The organism is Lacinutrix sp. WUR7 (assembly GCF_016864015.1).
Classification (GTDB): Bacteria; Bacteroidota; Bacteroidia; order Flavobacteriales; family Flavobacteriaceae; genus Oceanihabitans.
Window position 1 is genome coordinate 802727 of the sequence record NZ_CP045067.1, and the last position, 25385, is coordinate 828111.

The 25385-nt window shown below is 33.1% G+C and carries 24 protein-coding genes and 1 tRNA gene; 8 read left to right on the plus strand and 17 right to left on the minus strand.

Annotated features, from left to right (window positions below; all coding sequences use genetic code 11):
* Window positions 1-23: 23 nt before the first annotated feature.
* Window positions 24-755: a Bax inhibitor-1/YccA family protein gene (locus FG167_RS03560; RefSeq protein WP_203460064.1), complete on the plus strand. Its 732-nt coding sequence runs from the start codon at window positions 24-26 to the stop codon at window positions 753-755.
* Here FG167_RS03560 and FG167_RS03565 read toward each other — a convergent pair.
* The 3 genes from FG167_RS03565 to FG167_RS03575 all read right to left on the minus strand — a co-directional run bounded on the left by FG167_RS03565 (window position 752) and on the right by FG167_RS03575 (window position 3189).
* Window positions 752-1168, minus strand: a complete 417-nt coding sequence (locus FG167_RS03565) for an energy transducer TonB (RefSeq protein ID WP_239004437.1) — start codon at window positions 1166-1168, stop codon at window positions 752-754. The two genes, FG167_RS03560 and FG167_RS03565, sit on opposite strands and share 4 nt — an antisense overlap.
* A gap of 219 nt (window positions 1169-1387) precedes the next feature.
* Window positions 1388-2827, minus strand: a complete 1440-nt coding sequence (locus tag FG167_RS03570; RefSeq protein ID WP_203460066.1) for a M56 family metallopeptidase — start codon at window positions 2825-2827, stop codon at window positions 1388-1390.
* 2 nt (window positions 2828-2829) lie between these two features.
* Entirely contained in the window at window positions 2830-3189 is a 360-nt protein-coding gene (locus FG167_RS03575) for a BlaI/MecI/CopY family transcriptional regulator (RefSeq protein ID WP_055442671.1), read from the minus strand.
* A 121-nt stretch (window positions 3190-3310) separates the two neighbouring features.
* On the opposite strand from FG167_RS03575, the gene FG167_RS03580 reads away from it, so the two are divergent.
* Entirely contained in the window at window positions 3311-3820 is a 510-nt protein-coding gene (locus FG167_RS03580) for a DUF456 domain-containing protein (protein WP_203460067.1), read from the plus strand.
* 279 nt (window positions 3821-4099) lie between these two features.
* Here FG167_RS03580 and FG167_RS03585 read toward each other — a convergent pair whose 3' ends face one another.
* The 8 genes from FG167_RS03585 to FG167_RS03620 all read right to left on the minus strand — a co-directional run bounded on the left by FG167_RS03585 (window position 4100) and on the right by FG167_RS03620 (window position 15016).
* Window positions 4100-4774 carry a response regulator transcription factor gene (locus tag FG167_RS03585; protein ID WP_203460068.1) on the minus strand — a complete coding sequence of 225 codons (675 nt, stop codon included), beginning with the start codon at window positions 4772-4774 and terminating at the stop codon, window positions 4100-4102.
* 18 nt (window positions 4775-4792) lie between these two features.
* Window positions 4793-6802, minus strand: a complete 2010-nt coding sequence (locus FG167_RS03590) for a tetratricopeptide repeat-containing sensor histidine kinase (protein WP_239004438.1) — start codon at window positions 6800-6802, stop codon at window positions 4793-4795.
* Between the two features lie 130 nt (window positions 6803-6932).
* Window positions 6933-7100, minus strand: coding sequence for a hypothetical protein (locus FG167_RS03595; protein WP_203460069.1), 168 nt, complete (start codon window positions 7098-7100; stop codon window positions 6933-6935).
* Between the two features lie 476 nt (window positions 7101-7576).
* A tRNA-Asp gene (locus FG167_RS03600) sits at window positions 7577-7650 on the minus strand.
* Window positions 7651-7731: 81 nt separating this feature from the next.
* On the minus strand, window positions 7732-8661 hold the full coding sequence (locus tag FG167_RS03605) for a DUF58 domain-containing protein (protein WP_203460070.1): 930 nt from the start codon (window positions 8659-8661) through the stop codon (window positions 7732-7734).
* A gap of 248 nt (window positions 8662-8909) precedes the next feature.
* Window positions 8910-9227, minus strand: coding sequence for a thioredoxin (gene trxA / locus FG167_RS03610; protein WP_203460071.1), 318 nt, complete (start codon window positions 9225-9227; stop codon window positions 8910-8912).
* Window positions 9228-9442: 215 nt separating this feature from the next.
* Window positions 9443-13828: a DNA polymerase III subunit alpha gene (gene dnaE / locus FG167_RS03615; protein WP_203460072.1), complete on the minus strand. Its 4386-nt coding sequence runs from the start codon at window positions 13826-13828 to the stop codon at window positions 9443-9445.
* A 135-nt stretch (window positions 13829-13963) separates the two neighbouring features.
* Window positions 13964-15016, minus strand: a complete 1053-nt coding sequence (locus tag FG167_RS03620) for a DUF6252 family protein (protein WP_203460073.1) — start codon at window positions 15014-15016, stop codon at window positions 13964-13966.
* 136 nt (window positions 15017-15152) lie between these two features.
* Here FG167_RS03620 and FG167_RS03625 point away from each other — a divergent pair, with 136 nt between their 5' ends.
* The 5 genes from FG167_RS03625 to FG167_RS03645 all read left to right on the plus strand — a co-directional run bounded on the left by FG167_RS03625 (window position 15153) and on the right by FG167_RS03645 (window position 19490).
* Entirely contained in the window at window positions 15153-15650 is a 498-nt protein-coding gene (locus tag FG167_RS03625) for a 30S ribosomal protein S16 (RefSeq protein WP_203460074.1), read from the plus strand.
* 194 nt (window positions 15651-15844) lie between these two features.
* Window positions 15845-16375: a ribosome maturation factor RimM gene (rimM, locus tag FG167_RS03630; RefSeq protein ID WP_203460075.1), complete on the plus strand. Its 531-nt coding sequence runs from the start codon at window positions 15845-15847 to the stop codon at window positions 16373-16375.
* Window positions 16376-16431: 56 nt separating this feature from the next.
* Window positions 16432-17091 (plus strand): tRNA1(Val) (adenine(37)-N6)-methyltransferase, encoded by a 660-nt coding sequence (locus FG167_RS03635; RefSeq protein ID WP_203461046.1) that lies wholly within the window; start codon window positions 16432-16434, stop codon window positions 17089-17091.
* A gap of 112 nt (window positions 17092-17203) precedes the next feature.
* Window positions 17204-18382 (plus strand): acyl-CoA dehydrogenase family protein, encoded by a 1179-nt coding sequence (locus tag FG167_RS03640; protein ID WP_203460076.1) that lies wholly within the window; start codon window positions 17204-17206, stop codon window positions 18380-18382.
* A gap of 208 nt (window positions 18383-18590) precedes the next feature.
* On the plus strand, window positions 18591-19490 hold the full coding sequence (locus FG167_RS03645; protein WP_203460077.1) for a metallophosphoesterase family protein: 900 nt from the start codon (window positions 18591-18593) through the stop codon (window positions 19488-19490).
* A gap of 166 nt (window positions 19491-19656) precedes the next feature.
* On the opposite strand, the gene FG167_RS03650 is transcribed toward FG167_RS03645, so the two are convergent.
* From FG167_RS03650 to FG167_RS03665, 4 genes are all read right to left on the minus strand, one after another.
* On the minus strand, window positions 19657-19989 hold the full coding sequence (locus tag FG167_RS03650) for a 2Fe-2S iron-sulfur cluster-binding protein (protein ID WP_055442685.1): 333 nt from the start codon (window positions 19987-19989) through the stop codon (window positions 19657-19659).
* Between the two features lie 98 nt (window positions 19990-20087).
* Entirely contained in the window at window positions 20088-21149 is a 1062-nt protein-coding gene (locus FG167_RS03655; RefSeq protein ID WP_203460078.1) for an NAD(P)/FAD-dependent oxidoreductase, read from the minus strand.
* A gap of 310 nt (window positions 21150-21459) precedes the next feature.
* Window positions 21460-21702, minus strand: coding sequence for a NifU family protein (locus FG167_RS03660; protein ID WP_203460079.1), 243 nt, complete (start codon window positions 21700-21702; stop codon window positions 21460-21462).
* Window positions 21703-21705: 3 nt separating this feature from the next.
* Entirely contained in the window at window positions 21706-22842 is a 1137-nt protein-coding gene (locus tag FG167_RS03665) for an Mrp/NBP35 family ATP-binding protein (RefSeq protein ID WP_203460080.1), read from the minus strand.
* 267 nt (window positions 22843-23109) lie between these two features.
* Here FG167_RS03665 and FG167_RS03670 point away from each other — a divergent pair, with 267 nt between their 5' ends.
* The gene (locus tag FG167_RS03670) at window positions 23110-24429 is read left to right on the plus strand and encodes a Fic family protein (protein WP_203460081.1); all 1320 of its coding nucleotides are present in this window, start codon (window positions 23110-23112) and stop codon (window positions 24427-24429) included.
* Here FG167_RS03670 and FG167_RS03675 read toward each other — a convergent pair.
* Together FG167_RS03675 and FG167_RS03680 are read right to left on the minus strand one after the other, a co-directional pair.
* A complete protein-coding gene (locus tag FG167_RS03675; protein WP_203460082.1) occupies window positions 24424-24756 on the minus strand; it encodes an MGMT family protein in 333 nt (110 codons plus the stop codon). The two genes, FG167_RS03670 and FG167_RS03675, sit on opposite strands and share 6 nt — an antisense overlap.
* Window positions 24756-25385 (minus strand): LysE family transporter, encoded by a 630-nt coding sequence (locus FG167_RS03680; protein ID WP_055442690.1) that lies wholly within the window; start codon window positions 25383-25385, stop codon window positions 24756-24758. Before FG167_RS03680 ends, FG167_RS03675 begins: the two co-directional genes overlap by 1 nt.

The following is a 25385-nucleotide window of genomic DNA, read 5'->3' on the forward strand; positions in this document are numbered from 1 at the left end:
TACAAGAATAAAATTTATTTACTATGCGTTTAGATAAAACATCGAATCCTGCTTTTTCAAATTATTTTTGGGATGATAAAAAGTCTTCTTCTGCAAAAATGACGGTTTCGGGTATTATTATAAAATCGCTTTTGTGTATTGCTATTATTGCTGCAATAACAGTTTATGTATGGAGTCTTTACAGTTCTGGATTTGATATTGAATGGTTTCTTTATGGCGGAATTATTTCGTCTATTATAATCAGCGTTATTATATCCTACAAACATGATTGGGCATCCTTTTTAGTGCCTTTATATGCCATTGCTAAAGGATGTTTTCTAGGAGGATTAAGTAGTTTCGCACATGCTAAATTTCCCAACATGCCTTACCAAGCTATTGGTGTTACTATCATTACTTTTTTCACCATACTTTTTCTGTATCAAACTAGAATTATTGTGGTAACTCAAAAACTAAAAAGCATCATTATTACTGCTGCTTCCAGCATCTTTTTAGTGTATATTATTTCGTGGATTTTAGGTTTTTTCGGAATCCAATCTTTTATTTGGGGAACCTCTTTAGTAGCTATTGCATTCAACGTAATTGCAGCAGTGGTGGCATCCTTAACCTTACTTTTAGATTTTCAATATATAGAAAAACAAAAAGGGAAAGCGCCTAAAAGCAAAGAATGGTTGGCTACTTGGGGCCTTTTGGTTTCTTTGGTTTGGTTGTATGTAGAAATTTTAAGACTGATGAAAAAATTGGCGATTCGCTATTAATCTACTTGAATACTAATAGGCAATGTAAACTGTGTTTTTACTTGTTGTCCTCTTTTAATTGCTGGATATATTTCTGGAAGAAAATCTAAGCTTTGGTGTAATAAAATTTCCATATTCGGAATTTCTACAATAGTTAAAGAATCAATTTTAGCATCCATAAGATGTAACTCTCCTGTTTCCGATATTTGAAAATGCACTAAAATAGTATCTTGAATATCTTGAGTGACCACTATTTTTTCTGCTGCTAAACTTTTATAAATAGCTTCCGTTAAGGTATTTTGAAAGCACTTTTTCTTATCCTCTTTTTCTGCGGAAGTATTACATGTTTCAAAACTTGGATAAACATCAACTTCATTCCAATTAAATGTTTGCAATTCTTCTTGAAGAATCGCTTCGGAAGATGTTTTCTTCACATTAAAATAGTTACACGATGTGAAACTTATAAGAATAAAAAAAATAACTATTCTTTGCATATAATTTTTACGAAACCGAAATGTACAATTTTTATATGAAATGGTATTGTTTCTAGGAAGCAAAGAGGCTATAACTAAATTATCTTCAAGTTTAATTCTATAAATAGCAAAAAACCGAAAGCTAACTTTCGGTTTTTTATACGCTATAATCTGATTAGGCTACTCCTTTATTTGAAACTGAATTGGAAATCCGTAAGGCACAGTTACCGCTTTTCCAAGATGCATTCCCGGTTTCATTTTAGGCAATAAGCTTACAATTCGTATTGCTTCTTGCTCTAATTTTGCATGTGGCGCTCTTGCTTTCACTTCTACTACATTTCCCTTTTCATCTACTTTAAACTGAACGCTAATTCTATGTTTTCCAGCTTCTAAACCTAAATCATTTGCTAAATTTACATTGAAATTTTGATTTACAAATTTGCTTATTTCCAAAGCCATACATTTCTTTCTTTCTTTATTATCTATTTCGCCTTCACATCCTGGAAAGACAGGTACGTTTTCAATTTCAGAAAAAGACACTTCATCACTACTATTAAAACTAGATGCAGTAATGCTTCCCGAGCTTGTTTTACCATTGTCTTCTACATTCGCTTTAAGTTCGTCAATAATGTATTCTGCCAACTCTATACGTTCTTCTTTGCTTAGTGTACTATTTTCTGTTTGTAATTGGTTTCTAAATTTTTCGACAACTTGGTCAAAATCTTGATCTGTATTTACAGCGTTTTCTTCTTGCGAACAAGATGTATACACTAACATACCTGCAATTATTGGTAATAAAAACACATACTTAACTAGGTTCGTTTTTTTTGATTTTGATTTGTTTAACATAACGATTCGTTTTTTGATTAATGATTGTTTAAAAAATGGATTGATGAATGAAATTTGTTTTACTTGAAAGACTTGCCCTAACAAGTTTTCATAATATGCTTTCTTACTTTGTTGTTTTATAGATTTTTCGTCGGCAATAAATTCATGCAAACTCGCTATCCTATTTTGATACATATATACTAAAGGATTAAACCAAAATAGGATACGCAATACTTCAAAAAACAATAAATCTAAAGTGTGTTTTTGTTGTACATGCACCATCTCATGAATTAAAATGGTTTCTCTTTCTTTTTGCGGAATACTATTTCCTATAAATACATAATGAAAAAAGGAAAAAGCATCTTCTTTATTTAATAAACTAATTAGTGTAATGTTTCCTTTCTTGCGCTTTGGGTTTGTAAGAATTAAATACATAATTTTAAAAATCTTATACACAAAAAACATACTTGAAATGGTAATTCCTAAATACATAAGATGAGTCCAAGTCCATACACTTTCAATATTCGACAAGATTACAACAGGAATTTCTTGTTGTATCAGAGTATTATTTTGATTTCCTAAAACCACTTCTGGTAGCCAAATCATATAGTTTTTTGGAACCACCGTTTTTAGGCTTTCAATTTTAATAAAAGGAATAATTAAGGATAAAAAAGCGGTACCAAGAAGGTAGCATCTATTCCAATTAAAAAAGGTTTCTCTTTTTAAAAACACATCATATAAAAGTAAAAAGAAACATTGAAACGCTATGGTTTGTATAATATAGTGTAGCATAATTATTCTTTTTTATTGATTTCTTTTAAAACCGATTCTAGTTCATTTAAACTAATATCATTTTTTTTCATAAAAAACGAAACCATACTTTTAAAAGATCCTTGAAAATAATTATCCACTAGCTTATTAATAGATTGGTTACTATACTCCTGTTGTTGTACTAAGGGAAAGTAAACATGTCCTTTTCCAATTTTCTCATAATCTACAAAGCCTTTGCTTTCTAAAATTCGTACAATAGTAGAAACCGTATTGTACGCTGGCTTAGGTTCTGGAAATACTTCTATAATAGCTTTTACATTGGCTTTTTCTAGTTGCCAAAGTACTTGCATAATATCCTCTTCTGCTTTGGTAAGTTGCTTCATTTTTAGAACTAAAATTTTAGTTTAATAAAGCAAATATAACTAAATAATTAGTTTAAACTAATTATTTAGTTATAAAAAATGTAACATTCTTTAATTACCTTCGTCTTATAATAAAAATTGTATGGATATATTTTTAACTCTTTTGGGTTTTCTTTTTATAGTTATCGGACTTATAGGTAGTTTTCTTCCCGTGCTTCCTGGTCCGCCAATGAGCTGGATAGGATTACTCCTTTTATACCTAACCAAAGCGGTACCTAATAACATGTGGTTTTTGATAATTACTTTAGTGGTAGCACTTATTGTTTTTGCTTTAGATTATATAATACCTGCACTTGGTACTAAAAAGTTTGGAGGTAGCAAAACGGGTATGATTGGAACCACAGTGGGTTTATTGATTTCTATATTCTTTCCAATATTTGGTTTTTTTGGTATTATTATATGGCCTTTTGTTGGCGCATTAGTAGGCGAGTTAATTAATAAAGCAGATTCTAAAACTGCAATAAAAGCTGCATTTGGTTCCTTTTTAGGTTTTTTAACTGGGACTTTTTTAAAGTTTATTGTTGCGGTAGTTTACTTTGGATTTTTTATTATGACCTTTTGGGAATACAAAACTGTTATTTTTTCTTTTTAAAAAAAAGAACATAGAAAAAGCCCTATAATTTCAAAGAAAATGAAATCACAAGGCTTAATTCATGCTATAATCAACATAATTTTATGTGAGGGGGACTAATTAATTATGCGTTGTTGATGGTACAAAGGTATACATAATCTACAGAACTCACTTACGGAAAAACCGTAACAGGATTGCGGAAAAACCATACTATTCAAGGTTTTAGAGTGTTTGAAGATGTAAAAAAAAAGAAAAGAAATTGAAAAATTAACATTTAGAAAAAGGTATATCTTACAAATTTTAAAGAAAACCCTTTTTTCTTGCCTCATTTAGTAATGATTCATCTTGACTATCTGTTATACAAAAAAGCTCTTTTAAATTCTTTTTCCTCTTTTCTATGGAGCTTGTAGATACTCCTAAATGTTTCGTTAAACTTTTTGTTCTAATACCTTGAGATAATAAGTATAATATTTTTCTATCAATATCATCTATTTCAATTTCAGAATCTAAAGCCGTTTTAAGATATTTAGTAACCGTTGTGCTATAAAACGGAGGATTATTTATAACTGCTTGAAATGCACTAGCTAGTTCTCTAGAAGTTAAATCACTTTTTATAACAAAGCCTTCTGGCTTAATTTCTTTAATAATATTATGTATTCTATATGGTTCATTAAACATGGTTAGAATAATAATTTTAGCTTCAGGTAAAATAGTTCTAGCATATTTAGATAAGTCTTCTCCAGAGGTTATTTTTCCGTCTGATGAAGGAGGCAAACTAATATCCATAAATAAAATATTATATGGATTTTCATTCTCAATAGACTTTTGCATTAATGCTATAGATTGATCACATGTATTTGCAATATCTATGTGTAATTCTTGTGTTTCCTTTTTGGTTGCTAAAAGTGTATTTTGATAACCTTCTATAATCATAGGATGGTCATCTGTCATTAATATATTAATTATTTCTTGCATTTGGTTAGGTCTTTTTTGCTAGATTGGAATAGTAATGGCAATGGTAGTGCCTTTATTTATTTGTGATTTAATTTTTAATACTCCTTTAATTTCTTTTACTCTGGAGGTTATGTTTTTAATACCAATTCCCTTTTTGGATTTGTTTACTTCAAAACCAGAACCATCGTCTGTAATTGTGATACAAATTACATTATTTTTTATACTAAAGCTAATTTCCACCATGGAAGCATTAGCGTGTTTATAGATGTTTTGAAGCGATTCTTGTAATATTCTATAGATGTGTATTTTAGTTTTGTTGTTTACATTATCCCAGTGTATAGAGTCACTGCGGGTAAATTTATAGTCCAACCCATACGCTTTTGTTTGCGTTTCTAATAGCGCTTTAATAATATCTGCAAAACCGGATCCGGAAACAAAATCGGTATTTAATTCATGAGATACTTTTCGTATTTCTTGTTCGATTGCTTGTAACTCATCGATGTAATTTTCTCTAGACCTAATAGCTTCTGGTGTATTACTCATATTTAAGCTATCTAAACTAAGTCTAGTCCCAAAAAGTCTTCCTAAAATACCATCGTGCAGTTCTTCCGAAATTCTTCTTTTTTCGGTACTTCTTGCTTCATCAATTTTATCTTGTTGCGACAGCATGAGATTATAAATTTCTTCATTGGTTTCTTGTTGTTCCTGTACAAACCTTAATTCTTTGTTTTTAGAACGCTGTGTAAAAATAATATACAGCAAAGCAAGCGTAACTAATAAACCAATAGAGATCCATAGGAAGAAAAATCTTTCCTTGGATACTTGTTCTTTTTCCGCTTTTATTTGATCGGTTTCATAATCGATTCTAGCAAATTTATTTCGAATAGAACGCTCTGCTTTTTGCAAGCTATCGCTTAATGTTATATAGGCATTCAAACTCGTTTTCGCTTTATCTCCTGTTTCTAGTTTCGATTTTAGTAGAAGCGCTTCTAAAATCGTTTCATTTGCCACTAACTCTTTACTAATTTGATATGCATTATCTGCATAATATCTAGCACTATCTATATTATTTGTTTCTAGATAGAATTCGGATACATCCATACTTATAGATAAAAGACCAACATCATCGTTTTCTTTTTTACTAATAGCATAAGCCTCATTAAATAACCTTTTAACTTCACTATTACTGGCAGTTTTATTAATAAATTTTGCATTAGCCAATCCGGATAGAATCATGGAATAAGAGGTTGGATCATACGCATAAACAGATTCATCTGTATATAGCTTTTGATACAGTCTTTCTGCTGTTATATAATCTTTTTTTCGTCTGTATAAAGCAGCTATATTGATATTAGAAAACAATCTTTTCTCATAAGAATCCTCCATCCTATCACAAATAGCAAGTGTCTTATTATAATATTCTAAGGCTTTGTCGTATTGTTCTAATTCGGCAGAAACTATAGCTATTAAATTATTTGCATACCATAAAGTTTCCAGGTTATAATCATACTCTGGCAACTGTTCTATTAAAGCAATAGATTTAATAGCATTGTTTTCACAACCTATATAATCTCTTTCGGTTTCTTGAATATCTGCCATGTTGGCTAATACTTCTCCTTGATTTCTTATATCTTGTAAGGATTCAAATAGCTTAACTGCTTTAAAATAATAGTAATAAGCACTATCATGTTTTTCATTGATATGATGATACAAACCAAGAATATTGTTTGCATTTGCAAGCGCTGAAGAATCTTGTATTCTTGTTGCTAATTTTCGATTTTCATGATTAATTTTAAATAACGAATCATAATCTCCATGAATTAGAAATAGGTAAGAGAGTACTCTTTTACTTGTTAATACTGTAGAATCTTGCTTTGTATCTAAGGAATTCTCAATAGCTTTTCTAGCATATTCAAAACGCATAGCTATTTCAATCTCATTATTATTAGCAAGATTTCGAAGTATAACAATACTATCTAATTCTTTATTTTGAGAAAATAAATTAGACGCAATTAGAACCGTAATGATAAAAAGAAAAAATTTATTCAATGATTTATTTATGTGTTAAATCAAATTTATACTTTTTTAATTTAACAACATTCAAAATAAATAATTAGCTAAATAAAAAAGGTACCTCTATATCTTTTGAAATACCTTTTTTCTATATAAGTGGTATATTTTAACTTTGTTGTGGAATTTTAATTCCTTTTTTTTCTTTTTTAAGAGTAACTTTTACAATAGCATCACTATTTTTATCTTTTTCGTGAGATGGTTTGTCTTGTGGAGTTAAAGATGCGAAGATTGCACATACTACTACTGCTAATACTGTAATTTTTAGGGATTTCATTTTATTTAATTTTATAGTTAATAATCTTTTATATATAATGTATACAAGGCATCTACTTAAGCAGATATCTTTATACAAGAGAATTAGAAAACTTACTGTAAAAGACAAAGTAGACACCTAGTCTATTTTGAATTTATTGAGGGAATAAATAAAATGGATTAAAAAACCTTAATAATTAGAAATCAATTCTTTAGAAAACTTAATTAAGGAAGGCAAATATATAGTAATCCAAAATTAAGAAAATAAAAAACACGATAAAATACTTATTTTATCGCTCAAAGGTATAGTTTTAATATTTAATGTGCAAAAAAAAGGGCAGAAAACAAAAAAGCATCCCAATCTCACAAGTGAAAAAGGAAAGCTTTCCATCGGTTTAACTACTTAAACCATTGATAGACTTTTACATCTATCAAACAACACAACTAAATCTTATTGCCAAAAAAAGCTTCTCCGAGGAGAAGCTTTAGCAATTTTCGCGGTCTGGACGGGACTCGAACCCGCGACCCCCTGCGTGACAGGCAGGTATTCTAACCAACTGAACTACCAGACCGTTGCGTTATTGCGAGTGCAAATATACATAGCATATTTAGTTTTACAAACATTTTTTTGAGTTTTTTTAAAAAAAAATTCATCAAACAAAATTCCTACGCTCTACCATGTAGGTAGTCAGGATATTATCAAAATTTTTATTTATGTCTGCTTCCACATATTTTATTCTGTATTGGCCACATTTTAATCTTAGAGCATCAAAATATTGCGAAACCGCCTTTTCATAATTCTCTTTTACGCTATCTGCGTATAGATTTATGTGCTCTCCAGTTTCTACATCTATAAAACGCTTTGGCTTATTATCAAAATCAAAGCTTAGCTCCTTACTTTTATCAAATACATGAAATAGTACCACTTCGTGCTTATTGTGCTTTAAATGACGTAATGCTTCAAATAATCGTACTTCATCTTCACTCGTTTGAAACATGTCTGTAAAGAGGAATATTAAAGACCTTCTGTGGATCTTTTCGGCAATTAGATGTAAATAGGTGTAGGTTTCAGTTTTCTTGTTTAGCGTTTTGGTAATTACCGCGTCACTTAATTGTTTCAGTAACATTTGGTGGTGACGCTCGCTTCCTTTTTCTGGTGCGTAAAAATCATAGGCATCACTATAAATACTTAAACCTACGGCATCGCGTTGTTTTTTTAACATGTGCATTAAGGATGCAGATGCTAATGCCGAAAAAGCCGTTTTATTTAAATGATCTATAGAAAAATTTTGCATTTCGGGATAATGCATTGAGCTACTATTATCTAAAATAATATGACAACGCAAATTGGTTTCGTCATCATAGCGTTTGGTGTATAGTTTATCTGTTTTAGCAAATAACTTCCAGTCTATATGTCTGGTGCTTTCCCCCTGATTATAGATTTTATGTTCGGCAAATTCTGCTGAAAATCCATGAAACGGACTTTTATGCATACCAGATATAAACCCTTCTACCACTTGCTTGGCAAGAAGTTCGAGGTTTTTAAATCCGCCAGCCTTATTTAGTTCGTCTCTTAAATTCATAAGTATATATTAATGCTTCTTCTTTTAAAACAAGAAGTGGCTTTGTACTAAAAAGGACAAAACCAAATGGATGCGTTATGGATTGAAACGGCATCCTTTTTTGCCATTAAAGCAAAAAAGATACAGTGTAAAGCCCGGTTTTATTTTGTTTTTTTTTCAAAATAAAAAACGCTCAAATTACAATAGCTCTAAACTAAAAAAGGTTTGCCATAACAGCAAACCTTTTATCTTTTCTTTTACTTTTAATACTATAAAAGCGCGTCTATTCCATCTGTATATGTCTTTTTCGGTGAAACACCTACTTGACGACCTACAACTTCTCCGTTTTGAAAAATTAATACCGTTGGTATGTTACGCACACCATATTTAGCTGCAAATTCTTGGTTTGCATCTACGTCTAATTTCCCTACAACCGCTTTACCGTCGTATTCTGTGCTAATTTCGTCAATGATTGGTCCAACCATTCTACATGGTCCACACCAAGCTGCCCAAAAGTCTACCACTACTGGCTTGTCGCTTTTTAATACTGTTTCTTCAAAGTTTGCATCTGTGATTTCTAATGCCATAATTTTATGTTTTAATTGAATTTTACTTCTTGTTTATATGCAATATTAGTCAAAAAATATACCAAAGCTTACAAACTGCCTATTTGTTCTGCTTATTGATGTATTGTTTTCGTCTATTGTTTTTTTTTATTTTGGCGCATAAACCAGGCTTTCCGCTGTATCTTTTTTACTTTTAATAGCAAAAAAGGATGCCGCATCAATCCTTTGCGCGAGTTCTAATTTAACTTATAATACACTTGTTGATCATCTAATTCACTTAATAACTCCTGACTCACCTTTACTTTTTGTTTTCGGCTAATCATTGGCAATTTAATTTGATCGGCATTATCATAAATCACAAAGTTTAAAGCTTGATTTCCTGGATGCATTTGTAATAACTCCTTCAACTTTCTTATTTTTTCTTCTTCTAATTCTTTTATATTTAATTGAATAGACAATTTTTTAGCATAGGTTTCCATAACATCATGCAACAGCTGAAAACTATTAAATTGCATTCTAGGATCACTTTTCTTTCCGGTATCTTTGTTCACCCAACCTTCTCGAATAAAAATCTTAACATACACAAAGTTGTTTTGCATTAAAAAATGTCTGAATTTTAGGTATTCCTCACCAAACATTCGAAACTCAAAACTATCGGTATAATCTTCAATAGTAAACATTGCCCAACCTTTACCCTGCTTACTTACTCTATGCTGTATATCTCTAACCACACCACCAAAGGTAAGCTCTCTATTGACGTAGGTGTCTAAGTCGTTAAACAACGAAATATTCGCATTACAGAAGGTTTTCATTTCTGTTTTAAAATCATCTAAAGGATGTCCCGAAATATAAACACCTACTACTTCTCTTTCTTGTGCTAGTTTTTCCATGGTTCCCCATTCTTCACAAGGAGGCACTTCGGGTTCTGCAATTTGCACATCACTGGCTGCTCCAAACAAACTTACTTGTGCAGAGTTTTCATTTTCTTGGTGTTTTGCACCATATTTTACTGCTTTCTCTAAAAAGGTAATGCCGTCACCATCATCATGAAAATATTGTGCTCTATGTGTATCGCCAAAACCATCAAACCCTCCAGCTAGCGCTAAGTTTTCGAAAGCCCTTTTATTTGCTGCACGTAAATCGATTCTTTTTGCTAAATCGAAAATGGATTTATACGGTTCTTTTTCTCTGTTATCGACAATGGTTTTTACCGCACCATGACCAACTCCTTTAATGGCTCCCATTCCAAAACGGACAGCATAATCTTGATTTACCGAAAACTTATAGAAACTTTCATTCACATCAGGGCCAAGTACGTTTAATTTCATACGCTTACATTCTTCCATAAAGAAGGTAACCGATTTAATATCATTCATATTATTAGAAAGCACCGCTGCCATATATTCTGCAGGATAATGCGCTTTTAAATATGCGGTTTGATACGCAATCCATGCATAACATGTAGAGTGCGATTTATTAAAGGCGTAACTAGCGAAGGCTTCCCAATCCTTCCAGATTTTCTCTAGTTTTTTTGCATCATGACCTTTTGCACTTGCTTGCTCAATAAACTTTGGTTTCATTTTATCTAGAACCGCAATTTGCTTTTTACCCATTGCCTTACGTAATACATCGGCTTCACCTTTGGTGAAATCTGCTAGCTTTTGAGAAAGTAGCATTACTTGCTCTTGGTATACTGTAATTCCGTAGGTTTCTTTAAGATATTCTTCCATGGCCGGAAGGTCATATTCTATCTCTTCGTCTCCATGTTTACGTTTTACGAAACTAGGAATATATTCCATTGGACCAGGACGATACAAGGCATTCATGGCAATTAAATCTTCAAAAACTGTTGGCTTTAAATCTTTAAGGTGCTTCTGCATTCCTGGCGATTCATATTGAAATACACCAACCGTTTCTCCTCTTTGGAAGAGCTCATAAGTTTTTACATCATCTAAAGGAAAACTATCTGGATCTAATAGAATATCATGTTTTTGCTTTACAATTTTTACGGTATCCTTTATTAAGGTTAATGTCTTTAAACCTAAGAAATCCATTTTTAGTAGTCCAGCATCTTCTACAACCGAGTTATCAAATTGTGTGACATACAAACCAGAATCTTTTGCTACAGAAACTGGAACGAACTTCGTAATATCATCTGGTGTAATAATTACACCACAGGCGTGAATTCCGGTATTACGAACCGACCCTTCTAGTGTTCTTGCTAGATTTACGGTTTCGGCTGGTAAATCATCTCCATCCGAAATATTTAAAAGTTCATTTACTTTCTCTAAATCTTCCGCACGAAACATGCTTTTCAGCTTCTTTTCGTCTGCACCAAAAATCTTTCCTAACTTAGACATATTAGGAATTAGCTTGGCTATTCTATCGGCATCAAATAGTGGTAAATCTAAAACACGAGCGGTATCTCGAATAGAAGATTTAGCAGCCATCGTACCATAGGTAATAATTTGTGCTACCTGATTGCTTCCGTATTTCTCGATAACGTAATCCATAACACGACCACGACCTTCATCATCAAAATCAATATCAATATCCGGCATACTTACACGATCCGGATTCAAGAAACGCTCAAAAAGCAGGTTATACTTTAAGGGGTCAATATTGGTAATCTTTAAACAGTATGCTGCAACAGAACCTGCTGCCGATCCACGTCCAGGACCTACGGAAACATCCATATTTCTGGCTTCTCGGATAAAATCTTCTACAATAAGGAAATACCCAGGATATCCTGTTTTTTCAATGACGCTAAGCTCAAAATCTAAACGTTCTACAACTTCTTCTGAAAGTTCTTCGCCATAGCGCTTTTTGGCACCTTCGTAAACTAAATGTCTAAGGAATTTATTCTCCCCACGCTTTCCGTTATCTGCTTTGTCTTCTTCAAAAACAAACTCTTCTGGAATATCGAAGGCAGGTAATAATACATCACGAGCCAATTGAAAAGGTTCTATTTTATCTACAACTTCTTGAATATTTGAAATCGCTTCAGGAACATCCTTAAACAGTTTTTTCATTTCATCAGGAGACTTGAAATAGTATTCCTGATTTGGCATTCCGTATCGATATCCTCGTCCCCTACCAATTGGAGTAGCTTGCTTTTCCCCATCTTTCACACACAATAAAATATCGTGTGCATTCGCATCTCCTTTTTTACAATAATAGGTATTATTGGTAGCTACGAGTTTAATATCGTGCTTCTTTGAAAAGTTAATTAAAACAGGATTCACCCTATTTTCGTCATCTTGATTATGACGCATTAACTCTATATATAAATCATCACCAAACAGTTCTTTCCACCATATTAGAGATTCTTCCGCTTGATTTTCTCCAACATTTAAAACCTTACTTGGTACTTCACCATACAGATTTCCAGTTAGACAAATAAGATCTTCTTTATACGCTTCTATTAGTTTTTTATCAATTCTTGGTAAATAGTAAAATCCGTTTACAAAGGCGTGTGAGGATAGTTTGGCTAAGTTGTGGTACCCGTTTTTATTTTTAGCAATAAGTACAATTTGGTACCCATTATCCTTTCTTGTTTTATCTAAATGATCTTCACAAACAAAAAACTCGACACCAATAATAGGTTTCATTTCGTTTAATGTTGCAGGATCTCCTCTCTCTATAGCCTCCGCATTTTTAGCTTTTACACTTTTATTATGATTGTTTACTGCTTTCACAAAATGGAAAGCTCCCATCATATTCGCATGATCTGTAAGTGCGACTGCAGACATATTATATTCTGCTGCCGAAGCCACTAAATTTGGAACACTAATGGTAGATTGTAATACCGAAAACTGCGAGTGGTTATGCAAATGCATAAAATCTACGGTTTGCAGACTCGCTATATTTTCTTTTATTTCTTGCGAAGAAAGATCTGTCGCTTGGGCTTTTTGTAATCGTTCATTAATCTTAGCACTTTCACGCTTCAGATTAATATGTTTTAAACCAATTAGCTGAATCGTTTTTGGATTGGCTTCGGAAAAATTCTGAAAATAATCCTCAGGAACATCCAACTGCTCCAGGGTATATTCTTCTCTACGGATTAACTCAAAAAAGCAACGCGTCGTTGCCTCAACATCTGCGGTTGCATTATGCGCTTCCCCAAAAGGAGCATCAAATAAAAACTGATGCAACTCGGTTAAAGTTGGTAATTTAAACTTACCATATCTACCACCTGGAAGTTCACACAGACTAGCGGTATGCTCTGTACACGTATCTAAAACAGGAAGTTCTTGTAATGGATTTGCTACGTCACCACGAACAAATTCGGCTCCCATAATATTTAGGTCAAACTTTACATTCTGACCAACCACAAACTTTGTTTTCCCTAAAGCTACCTTAAATTTCTCTAAAACTTCGACCAAAGGCACTCCTTGTTCTTGCGCTAATTCGGTAGAAATACCATGAATTTTTTCGGCATCATACGGAATGTTAAACCCTTCTGGCTGCACTAAATAATCCTGACTTTCGATACAGTTCCCCATAGCATCGTGCAATTGCCAAGCTATTTGTATACATCGAGGCCAATTATCTGTGTCAGTAATTGGAGCGTCCCAACGTTTCGGTAAACCAGTAGTTTCGGTATCAAAAATTAAGTACATAGAGGTGTTTTCTTATAAACAAAAGAGAACGATAAAATTACGAAAAATTGACCTTTATATATGGGAAAGTTATAAACAGTTTTAAACAAAAAAAACGCAACCAAATTGATTGCGTTTTTTATAGTTTTTAAATATTTAATTACATGAATATCCTGCGCTTTCTAGAGCTAGAATATAATCATTAAAAGAATCCCCAGGAATATCTATAGTAGTATCTGGAGCACCACTAACTGATACCGTCATTGTCCCATTACCATTATCACAATATTCGGTATCAGGGAATGAAGTGATAGAACAAGTTTGACATCCTCCAGGAATGACAACTTCTTCAACACAATCTAAATCATCTATGATATCTTGTAGCTCACTACTATCATCTCCACAACTTTCAATCTGCTGCTCTAATGTTGTTTTATACGCATTACACACGGAAGCAAAATCAGCACTTGAGCTATCCGTAACATCGTAAATTGCAAAAGCTGCATCGGTATTAGCGGTAGCTACATCACAAGGAAGCGTACAATCTAAACCATCTATAATATCTTGTAAGGTATTGGTATCATCACCACAACTAGTAATTTGTTGCATTAATGCCGCTTTATATGCATTACATGCAGGAGGATACTCTGAACTTGTGTTATTAGTAGCTTCGTAAATCGTTAAAGCTGCTTGAGAAGCAATAACAGCACCATCACAAGAAACAACCGTAGAACCTCCACCACCAGAAATTGGCACTTCATAAAAAACACCTTGACTATAATTCACTTTATTTAAACCAGATGCAGAAAATGCATTAAACCAAAATGTACCAGACACTTTGCTTCCAGAAGCACTATATTTTTCTATAACAATTTCACCATCGGCTGGATAATTCAGTATAATCTCACTTGGTTCATTATTTGTAGAATATGCTATATCTTGCACACTAGTAAAACCAGCTTCACTAGAACTTCCTTCGCCTAGAACATAAGTACCAACTGCTGCACCCATTCTTAATGTAACGATCTCACTTCCTCTTCCTCCACTAATTATTAACTCTCCGCTACTATTAATTTCTGCACTATAATAATCTGCTCGCCATAACGTACCGTCTTTTTTACCTTGCAAAGCAGGTGTATTAAACTCAAGTTCTTCACCACAACTAACCATTAATAAAGCAGTAACAACAAATAGGAATACCTTTTTCATAAATTTTATATAATTTGAGAGCCTAAAAATAGCATAAAAAAAATGATTAATAATAAAAGATGAATATAAATTATTTATAGTATCTTTGCGCACTTATTAATAACCAGAGGTCGAGAACCTCAATGAATTAATTATTATGCCTGTAAAAATTAGATTACAAAGACACGGTAAGAAAGGAAAACCTTATTACTGGATCGTAGCAGCAGATGCTCGCGCGAAAAGAGATGGTAAATACCTAGAGAAATTAGGTGCTTACAACCCAAACACTAACCCAGCAACTATTGATTTAAATGTTGACGGTGCTGTAACATGGTTAGAAAATGGTGCTCAACCTACTGACACAGCTAAAGCTATTTTATCTTACAAAGGTGTTTTGTTAAAAAAACATTTAAAAGGTGGAGTAACTAAAGGTGCTTTAACTGAAGAGCAAGCAGAAGCAAAGTTTACTGCTTGGTTAGAAGAAAAAGAAGGTAAAGTTGGTGCAAAAACAGATGGTTTAGCGAAAGTGGAAGCAGAAGCAAAAGCGAAAGCTTTTGAAGCTGAAAAAGCAGCTAACGAAGCTAGAATTGCAGCAGCAGCTCCAGTTGTAGAAGAAGCTCCTGCAGAAGAAGCTTCTAACGAAGAAGAAGAATAAAAAAAATATTTTTTATACTTTTAAACTCCAATACAATTTCTGTATTGGAGTTTTTTATTGGAAATAATATTGTTTATTTCATGTAAACAGTCCAATTTTCAATCCATGGCAGGTGGATCGCAGTCGAAACCTCTATGTTATACTAGTACGAAACACTTCGACTGCGCTCAGTGTGACACAATAATTGCATTATTATGAAAAAAGAAGATTGTTTTTTTTTAGGTAAAATTGTAAAAAAGTACAGTTTTAAAGGAGAAGTTTTAGTAAAACTAGATACGGACGAGCCAGATATTTATGATGGATTAGAATCTGTCTTTATTGATTTAAGAGGAAATCTTATTCCTTTTTTTATTGAACATGCACAATTACATAAATCGGAATTATTACGTATCCAGTTTGAAGACGTACATACCGAAGAAGATGCAGATGCGATACTAAAAAGCAATCTCTATTTACCTTTAGAATTTTTACCAAAACTAGAAGGCGATAAATTTTACTTTCATGAAATTATAGGTTTTACGGTTAAAGACACCAACTTTGGTGATGTTGGAATTATTACAGGAATTAATGATACCACAGCACAAGCGCTTTTTGAAATAGACAGAGATGGTATTGAAATTTTAATTCCGATGAATGACCATTTTATTAAAAAAGTAGATAAAGAAAATAAAGTAATTCTCGTGGAAACTCCTGAAGGATTGATTGATTTATACTTAGAAGAATAGTGTCACAAAAACCTTTTCAATTTAAAGAGTTTCAAGTAAACCAAGATCGTTGTGCAATGAAAATTGGCACAGACGCTGTGTTACTTGGTGCTTGGACTTCTGTTCAACAAAACCCTTTTGCTATTCTGGATATTGGTGCAGGAACTGGTGTTTTGTCATTAATGCTAGCACAACGTAGCCAAGCAGAAGTTATAGATGCGATGGAGATTGATGAACATGCGTATGAGCAATGTGTCGATAATTTTGAAAATGCACCTTGGGCAGACAGGCTCTTTTGTTACCACGCAGCTTTAGATGAATTTACCGAAGAGATTGAAGATAAATACGATTTGATTATATCGAATCCTCCTTTCTATTCCGAAGACTTTAAAACCGAAAGCACGCAACGCGATTTAGCACGTTTTTCAGATGCGATGCCTTTTCATCATTTAACAGAAAGCGTTGCTTCCTTATTAATAGAAGATGGTATTTTTTCGGTTGTTATTCCGTTTAAAGAAGAAGCTAATTTTATAGAATTAGCATCCAAAGTACAATTATTTCCGAATAGAATTTTACATGTCAAGGGTTCGCCTACTTCAGAAATAAAACGAAGTCTTTTAGAATTTTCTTTCCGCGAAAGCGAAATACAAAAAGAAGAACTTATTATAGAAACTACAAGACACCAATACACAAAAGACTACATTAATTTAACGAAAGATTTTTATCTTAAAATGTGATATTTATATTTGGCAATGAAAACGATTTCGTTACTTTTGTTAAACTTATAAAATAACGCCTTCTATTTTGATTAATTCTCAAAAACTAGAAGCTTAAAATATCATAATTAGAATGAAAGCCGATTTATTCGAAGCACCAGATTATTACAACCTTGATGAATTACTTACTGAAGAACACAAATTAGTTCGTGATGCAGCAAGAGAATGGGTAAAACGTGATGTCTCTCCTATTATTGAAGACTTTGCACAAAGAGCAGAATTTCCAACACAAATAGTTAAAGGATTAGCCGAAATTGGCGCTTTTGGACCATACATACCAGAAGAATATGGAGGTGCTGGATTAGACCAAATTTCTTATGGTTTAATCATGCAAGAAATAGAACGTGGTGATTCTGGAGTTCGTAGTACAGCTTCTGTACAATCGTCTTTAGTGATGTACCCAATATGGAAATACGGAAACGAAGAACAACGAAATAAATACTTACCAAAATTAGCTTCGGGAGAATGGATAGGTTCTTTTGGATTAACAGAACCAGATCACGGTAGTAATCCGGGCGCAATGGTTACCAATTTTAAAGATATGGGAGATCATTATCTTTTAAATGGTGCAAAAATGTGGATATCTAATGCCCCTTTTTGTAATATCGCTGTGGTTTGGGCTAAAAATGAAGAAGGTCGTATTCATGGTCTTGTTGTAGAACGTGGCATGGAAGGCTTCACTACGCCGGAGACACATAATAAATGGTCACTTAGAGCATCTGCTACTGGTGAGCTTATTTTTGATAATGTAAAAGTGCCAAAAGAAAACCTATTACCAAACAAATCTGGATTAGGAGCACCATTAGGATGTTTAGATTCTGCTCGTTTTGGTATTGCTTGGGGAGCAATTGGTGCTGCAATGGATTGTTACGATACTGCTTTACGTTACAGTAAAGAGCGTATCCAGTTTGGCAAGCCTATTGGACAATTTCAATTACAACAAAAGAAATTAGCAGAAATGGTTACCGAAATCACCAAAGCACAATTATTAGCTTGGCGACTTGGTGTGATGCGTGAAAATGGAACAGCAACCTCCGCACAAATTTCTATGGCTAAACGAAACAATGTAGATATGGCTTTAACTATTGCTCGTGACGCTAGACAAATGTTAGGCGGTATGGGAATTAGTGGCGAATACTCTATTATGAGACATATGATGAACTTAGAAAGTGTTGTTACTTATGAAGGTACGCACGATATTCACTTACTAATCACAGGAATGGATGTTACTGGCTTAAATGCTTTTAAGTAAAGCCTAAGGCTTATTTAATTATCGCACTCTTGCGGGATTGTTATTACGAATAATTAAATAAAGTTTGATTATTTCATTGCGATCTAATCTATCTAGAAATAAAATTTATAAAATGCTTCTCCGTAATTGGGAAGCATTTTTTATTTAAAATCACATCTTTTTATTCTGACTATTTCATAGTCTAAAAGGTATCACTTACATTTACTTTATGTTTTCAGCAAAAAAAAGATTAGATAGAGCGTATAAAGAAGCGAAAGTATTAGGTTTTGATAACGATTCGAAATTTATTCTTTTTAGCGATTGCCATCGTGGAGACAATAGTTTTGCTGATGATTTTGCCAACAACCGAAACATTTATTTCCATGCTTTAAAAAATTATTATGCGGAAGGGTTTAGCTATGCGGAAATTGGAGATGGTGATGAACTTTGGGAAAACTTATCTTTTACACCCATATTAGAAGCACATAAAAACGTGTATATGCTAATGAAATTATTTCATGAGCAAGAGCGTTTACATATGATTTGGGGAAACCACGATATGGTATATCGGAATCCCGAATATGTAAAGAAAAATCTTTCTACCTATTTTGACCCAAAAATTGGTGAAGACGTAGTGCTTTTTAAAGATATTGAATACCATGAAGGTATTATATTAAAGCATACAGAAACACAACAAGAAGTCTTTTTAACACATGGACATCAAGCAGATTGGTGGAATTACACCTTTTGGAAATGGAGTCGATTTCTAGTTAGAGCACTTTGGAAACCTTTAAACGTTATGGGAATTGCAGATCCCACAAGTCCTGCAAAAAACTACAAAGAGCTTATTAAAGTAGAGCGCAGAACCAAAAAATGGATTACAGAAAATGACAATCTAATTACTGTGGTTGGTCATACGCACAGACCACGTTTTCCGGAGCCTGGAGATATTGCTTTTTTTAATGATGGTAGTTGTGTACACCCAAGAAGCATTACTGGAATTGAAATTGAAAACGGCGCAATTTCACTAATTAAATGGCAGATTGCCACAAGTGATGATGGTACTCTAAAAATTGTACGTGTATTATTAGAAGGCCCTAAAAAGCTAATAGATTATAAAACAGGGTAATTTATTTGGGCGTTCCCCTACTACGCTTTTAAAGAAAGTACTTCAAAGACTATTTATAACTAAGCTTCGTAGCGTCAGGCTTTTCATTATATCTTTTTTATCTCATAGGTTTCGACTGCGCGCAACCAGACAAAAAAGGATGCCATTTCAATCCTTAACGCAACCCTTAACTTTCAGGAGCAAGCTCTACCTCTAAACCTTCCATTGCTGGAGTCATTTGAATTTGACAACCTAAACGAGAATTATCTTTTACATTAAAAGCTTCGCTAAGCATCGCCTCTTCGTCGTCTTGCATTTCTGGTAATTCGGTTTCACTTAAAACATAACACTGACAAGAAGCACACATAGCCATACCTCCACAAATACCAATAGTACCTTCTGGAGCAAGCTCGTAAGAACGAACAACTTCCATTAAGTTCATTGCCATATCTGTTGGCGCCAACACTTCATGTGTTACACCATCTCTATCTGTTATTTTAATATTTATGTCTTGTTCCATCTTTAGTTTCCGCGAAAGCGGGAATCTTTTTAATTTTTACACTGAGATTGTTTATGCATTCGGGTAAAAACTATTTACTGCGACTGCATACGGTAAACTTATTCTATTTTTTTTACTACTGCTTTTGGTGATTCTTTACGTGTTCCATCAAACCCATCTACTCCAGCAACAGTAGTGTATTTTAACACATATCTTTTTCCTGGATTTATTATTTGATAAGCAGACTGACACATTAGCGTTGCTTCGTGAAATCCGCAAAGAATTAATTTCAATTTCCCTGGATAGGTATTTACATCTCCAATAGCGTAGATTCCTGGTATGTTGGTTTGATAATCTAATGCGTTATTTACTTTAATCGCATTTTTTTCTATTTCTAATCCCCAATTTGCAATAGGTCCTAGCTTTGGTGAGAGTCCGAAAAGAGGAATAAAATGATCACATTCTAATTCTATCTCTTTTTCTATATGTTCTGCTTTTTTAACTACGATTCCTTTTAGTTTTTTATCTCCTAAAATACCAACGACTTCTGCTGGTGTAATTAAATTTATCTTTCCTTCATTTTTAAGCTCTTGTACTTTCTCTACAGAATCTAGATGTCCGCGAAACTCATTTCTTCTATGAATTAAAGTTACGGAACTAGCAATATCACTTAAAAAGATACTCCAATCTAAAGCAGAATCTCCACCACCAGCAATAACCACTTTTTTATCACGATAAAATTCTGGTTCTTTAATCATATACTCCACACCTTTATCTTCAAAGGCTGCAATGTTATGTATTAAAGGTTTTCTAGGTTCAAAACTTCCTAGTCCACCTGCGATTGCTACTACTGGTGCTTGGTGTTTTGTTCCTTTATTTGTGGTAACAATAAAGCTACCATCTTCTTGTTTTTCTATGGTTTCTGCACGCTCACCAAGTGTAAATCCTGGTTCGAACTGCTTGCATTGTTCCATTAATTTATGGGTTAAATCGCCGGCAAGAATTTCTGGATATGCAGGAATATCATAAATAGGCTTTTTAGGATACAGCTCTGAGCATTGTCCTCCTTGTTGTGGTAATGCATCAATTAAATGGCATTTCAATTTTAGTAAGCCAGCTTCAAATACAGCGAATAATCCTGTTGGACCAGCTCCTATTATAAGTATATCTGTTTTAATCATATAAATGCCCACGAAAGTGGGTATCTTTTTAATTTAACTTCATTTTCAAGGTAGCAATCTTGGTATTATCACCTTGTTTTTCAATTAAAAACCTACAAGATTTTTGAAACCTTGCAGGTTCTTTTTTATGTATTTTAATAATGTCAAAATTAGGCAATATAATTACCATGTTTCATGACATTTATCAGTTTGCGTGAAGCCTGCCTGCCGGCAGGCAGGGATAGAGCGGCTTGTTTGAGCTCCTCGCAGAGAGCGAGTAGTGAAAGCCTGCCTGCCGGCAGGCAGGCCTGACCCTTGTGGTCACGCCCAATTAAGCCTCTATATTGATCACCTGTTCTATTTGCGGTGCATACTTTTTAATAGTCATTTCTACACCAGATTTTAGTGTCATTTGATTTACACTACAACCAACGCAAGCACCTTCTAGCTGTACCTTTACCACTTTATCATCTTCTATAGAAAGTAAGGAAATATCGCCACCATCACTTTGTAAAAAAGGGCGAATTTCATCTAAGGCTTTTTCTATATTTAATCTTAGTTCTTCTGTAGTCATTTATTATTTTTTTACTGCTGAACAGCCAGCCATTGTTGTTATTTTAACCGCTTCGGTTGGTGGCAAATCATCATTTCTTCGCACTACTTCTTGCACTACATTTCGTGTTATTTTCTCGAATGCTTGCTCTAATGCTGTTGCGGTTTGCAATGCTGCTGGATGACCAATGTCACCTGCTTCGCGAATACTTTGTACTAAAGGTAACTCTCCTAAAAATGGCACTTGTAAATCTTCGGAAAGATGTTTTGCTCCTTCCTTACCAAAGATATAGTATTTATTTTCTGGCAATTCTTCTGGTGTAAAGTAAGCCATATTTTCAATTATTCCTAAAACTGGAACGTTAATGCTTTCTTGTTGAAACATTGCGACTCCTTTTTTAGCATCTGCTAAAGCTACGTTTTGTGGCGTACTTACTATAACGGCACCCGTTATTGGTAGCGATTGCATGATACTTAAATGAATATCTCCTGTTCCTGGAGGTAAATCTAAAAGTAAGAAATCTAATTCTCCCCAAGCGGCATCAAAAATCATTTGATTTAATGCTTTAGCAGCCATTGGTCCACGCCATACTACTGCTTGGTCCGGTTTTGTAAAAAAGCCAATCGATAAAATTTTAACGCCGTAATTTTCTACAGGTCGCATTTTAGATTTTCCATCTACATTTACTGCTAATGGTTTTTCGTTAACTACATCAAACATAATTGGAATAGAAGGACCGTAAATATCTGCATCTAAGATTCCTACTTTAAATCCCATTTTAGCCAAAGTAACGGCAAGATTTGCGGTAACTGTTGATTTACCAACACCTCCTTTACCTGAAGCTACTGCTACTATGTTTTGAATTCCAGGAATCGATTTTCCCTTAATTACATTAGGAGCAGATTTTGTTGGTGCTACTACTTTTATATTGACTGTTATCTTCGCTTTTTCATAAACTAATCTATGAATGGTTTGAAGAATTTCTACTTCGGTTTTCTTCTTTGCTTGTAAGCTAGGGTTTGCTATTGTAATATCTACAACCACCTCATCGCCAAAAGTTATTACGTTAGTAACTGCACCACTTTCTACCATGTTTTGTCCTTCACCAGGAGCAGAAATGGTTTCTAACGCTTTTAATACGTCTTGTTTATTGATTTTCATATGGTATATCTATTGAAAATAGAGTCTAATAAAACAGACAAAACTTTCAAATTCTATTAAGATTTATTCTAAACAGCAAAGATAATTAATATTGCTGTAAGTGAGAAGATTGAAGCTGGAAGTTTTTTATAGTATTATTGATGGAAACTATAGACAGAAAAAATATGTAATTATTTGTAAATTTTATGAAAATTAGGAAATAATAGTATATTTTGTATATTTGATGATATTTGTAAATTTTTATTAAATTAGGAAATAACAGAGATTATGATGGAAAAAGCACCTGAAATAACTATAGAACCAAATACAGATTTATGGTATGCAACAATTATGTATCGACTTTCTAGTGGAATTAAAAATGTAACGATTAGTAAAATTGAAGAAGAATATCTCTATTGGGACAAAATCAAATATTTAAAATTTGAAAACTCAAAATCAACTGATATTTGGCAATTAATAAAAATCAAACGAATATTAAGCGAAAGATCTGTAAATATAGATAACAAGAACTTTATCAAATTAAACTTTAACACTAATCAATATCTAACTCAAAAACTACAATACTTAGACACAAACTTTGGCGCAGGTTTACAAAAAGAAAAACTACTTACAGACTTAGACAAACAAGATTACTTAAATAATGCACTCATGGAAGAATCTATTTTTTCATCTATGATAGAAGGCGCTACAACAACACGTGTTAAGGCTAAAGACATGCTGTTAAAAAACAAAAAGCCTAAAAACAAAAGTGAGCAAATGATATTGAATAATTACAAAACCATTCAATACATTAGTGAGCATCAAGACGATCAAATGTCTATTGAAAAATTATACGAGATTCATAGATTAGTTACAGAAAACACATTAGAAGATGAAAACGTTGGTGTATTTAGAGATAATAACGAAGTTAATGTTGTTAACGAATTAACTGGAGAGATTGTCCATACACCACCAAATTTTGAAGAACTTAATGGTTTAATGAAATCGTTTTGCAATTTTTTTAATAACAACCCAAAAGAAGATTTTATTCATCCTATTGTAAAAGGAAGTATTCTTCATTTCTTAATAGGATATATTCATCCATTTGTAGATGGAAATGGTAGAACAGCACGTGCTATTCTTTATTGGTATTTATTGAAGAATGGTTATTGGTTAACCGAATACTTATCAATCTCCAGAGTAATTATGAAAACCAAAGTGCAATATGAAAAAGCCTATCTATACACAGAAATAGATGGTATGGATGTTTCTTATTTTATTCATTACCAAGTTAAAGTTTTAATGCGTGCTTTTGAAGAGTTAAAAACATATGTTGCAAAAAAGAAAAAGGAACAAACAAAACTCGCTAAATATTTACGATTAGAAAACATCAACGAAAGACAAGCAATTATTCTTCAAAAAATTGAAGAAGATGAAAATCGATTTTTTACGGTAAAAGAAATAGAAAACACATTTAATATAACTAACCAAACAGCAAGAACAGATATTGAAGAGTTAGTAGAAATAGACCTTCTTAAGAAAATTGCAATAAACAAAAAGAGTTTTAATTATTGGAAAGGAGACAGCTTTGATAAAACAATTTTATAACTCCTTGGCAGGGTCCCAAAACAGTGCTTCAAAGTTTTGAATTTGATTTTCAACCACTTCAACCCCTTCGTTCTCTAAAAGTTGCTGCATGAGGTTTGTTCCGTCAAAATGAAACTTACCAGTAAGTAAGCCTTTTCGGTTTACTACTCGGTGCGCAGGAATATCTTCTTTATTATGCGATCCATTCATGGCATAACCAACCATTCTAGCACTTTTTGCTGCTCCTAAATATTTTGCAATTGCACCATAACTGGTAACGCGACCATCTGGTATTAAGCGAGCGACTTCATATACTTTTTCGAAAAAATTTAATGTCTTTTCTTGCATTACAGATCTTTAATAATATGAAACAAGGTAATAATAGAAATTATTCCTGTAACAGCACCTATAAGATAGTTCATGCTTTTTTGGGTAGTAAGTGTCTTGCTTTTTATTTTATCGAAAAAGAAAATATAGATATAAAAAATCACAAAACTCCCTGTTGCAGCTCCAGCAACGTAGGAAAAAATACTTGTTTTTTCGAAACTCATCCAGCCAAAAGAAGCTAGTGTTATACTCATATATGCCTGATACGGAATAGGAAAAACATTTAAAGCAGAAAGCAGCATACCTTGAAAAAATCTACTTTTTTTACTTTTCACTTTGAGTTCTGCTTTGGGCTTATCTTCGGTTTTAGCGATTAATAAGAAATAGATTGTTATCAGTACAAATAAAATAAATGCCACGCGTTGCAAAACATCTACAACATCCTGATGACTACTCAAATAGCGCGCAAAAAGCACACCAATATAGGTTTGAATTATAATGATAACACAAGCTCCTATAGAGAAAGTAATTCCTCTAGAATACCCATCTTTTAGGCTAATTTTAGCTGCCGTCATGTTGAGTAATCCTGGAGGAGTTACACCAACTAAAGCTACAAGTAATCCTAAAAAAAAAGTAATGGTTATAGTCAA

What these genes read in the sequence shown, in the direction of transcription:
- FG167_RS03560 (WP_203460064.1), top strand. Translation starts at nt 24, where the DNA reads ATGCGTTTAGATAAAACATCGAATCCTGCTTTTTCAAATTATTTTTGG.
- FG167_RS03570 (WP_203460066.1), bottom strand. Translation starts at nt 2,827, where the DNA reads ATGCTACACTATATTATACAAACCATAGCGTTTCAATGTTTCTTTTTA.
- FG167_RS03575 (WP_055442671.1), bottom strand. Translation starts at nt 3,189, where the DNA reads ATGAAGCAACTTACCAAAGCAGAAGAGGATATTATGCAAGTACTTTGG.
- FG167_RS03580 (WP_203460067.1), top strand. Translation starts at nt 3,311, where the DNA reads ATGGATATATTTTTAACTCTTTTGGGTTTTCTTTTTATAGTTATCGGA.
- FG167_RS03585 (WP_203460068.1), bottom strand. Translation starts at nt 4,774, where the DNA reads ATGCAAGAAATAATTAATATATTAATGACAGATGACCATCCTATGATT.
- FG167_RS03595 (WP_203460069.1), bottom strand. Translation starts at nt 7,100, where the DNA reads ATGAAATCCCTAAAAATTACAGTATTAGCAGTAGTAGTATGTGCAATC.
- FG167_RS03605 (WP_203460070.1), bottom strand. Translation starts at nt 8,661, where the DNA reads ATGAATTTAAGAGACGAACTAAATAAGGCTGGCGGATTTAAAAACCTC.
- trxA (WP_203460071.1), bottom strand. Translation starts at nt 9,227, where the DNA reads ATGGCATTAGAAATCACAGATGCAAACTTTGAAGAAACAGTATTAAAA.
- dnaE (WP_203460072.1), bottom strand. Translation starts at nt 13,828, where the DNA reads ATGTACTTAATTTTTGATACCGAAACTACTGGTTTACCGAAACGTTGG.
- FG167_RS03620 (WP_203460073.1), bottom strand. Translation starts at nt 15,016, where the DNA reads ATGAAAAAGGTATTCCTATTTGTTGTTACTGCTTTATTAATGGTTAGT.
- FG167_RS03625 (WP_203460074.1), top strand. Translation starts at nt 15,153, where the DNA reads ATGCCTGTAAAAATTAGATTACAAAGACACGGTAAGAAAGGAAAACCT.
- rimM (WP_203460075.1), top strand. Translation starts at nt 15,845, where the DNA reads ATGAAAAAAGAAGATTGTTTTTTTTTAGGTAAAATTGTAAAAAAGTAC.
- FG167_RS03635 (WP_203461046.1), top strand. Translation starts at nt 16,432, where the DNA reads ATGAAAATTGGCACAGACGCTGTGTTACTTGGTGCTTGGACTTCTGTT.
- FG167_RS03640 (WP_203460076.1), top strand. Translation starts at nt 17,204, where the DNA reads ATGAAAGCCGATTTATTCGAAGCACCAGATTATTACAACCTTGATGAA.
- FG167_RS03645 (WP_203460077.1), top strand. Translation starts at nt 18,591, where the DNA reads ATGTTTTCAGCAAAAAAAAGATTAGATAGAGCGTATAAAGAAGCGAAA.
- FG167_RS03650 (WP_055442685.1), bottom strand. Translation starts at nt 19,989, where the DNA reads ATGGAACAAGACATAAATATTAAAATAACAGATAGAGATGGTGTAACA.
- FG167_RS03655 (WP_203460078.1), bottom strand. Translation starts at nt 21,149, where the DNA reads ATGATTAAAACAGATATACTTATAATAGGAGCTGGTCCAACAGGATTA.
- FG167_RS03660 (WP_203460079.1), bottom strand. Translation starts at nt 21,702, where the DNA reads ATGACTACAGAAGAACTAAGATTAAATATAGAAAAAGCCTTAGATGAA.
- FG167_RS03665 (WP_203460080.1), bottom strand. Translation starts at nt 22,842, where the DNA reads ATGAAAATCAATAAACAAGACGTATTAAAAGCGTTAGAAACCATTTCT.
- FG167_RS03670 (WP_203460081.1), top strand. Translation starts at nt 23,110, where the DNA reads ATGATGGAAAAAGCACCTGAAATAACTATAGAACCAAATACAGATTTA.
- FG167_RS03675 (WP_203460082.1), bottom strand. Translation starts at nt 24,756, where the DNA reads ATGCAAGAAAAGACATTAAATTTTTTCGAAAAAGTATATGAAGTCGCT.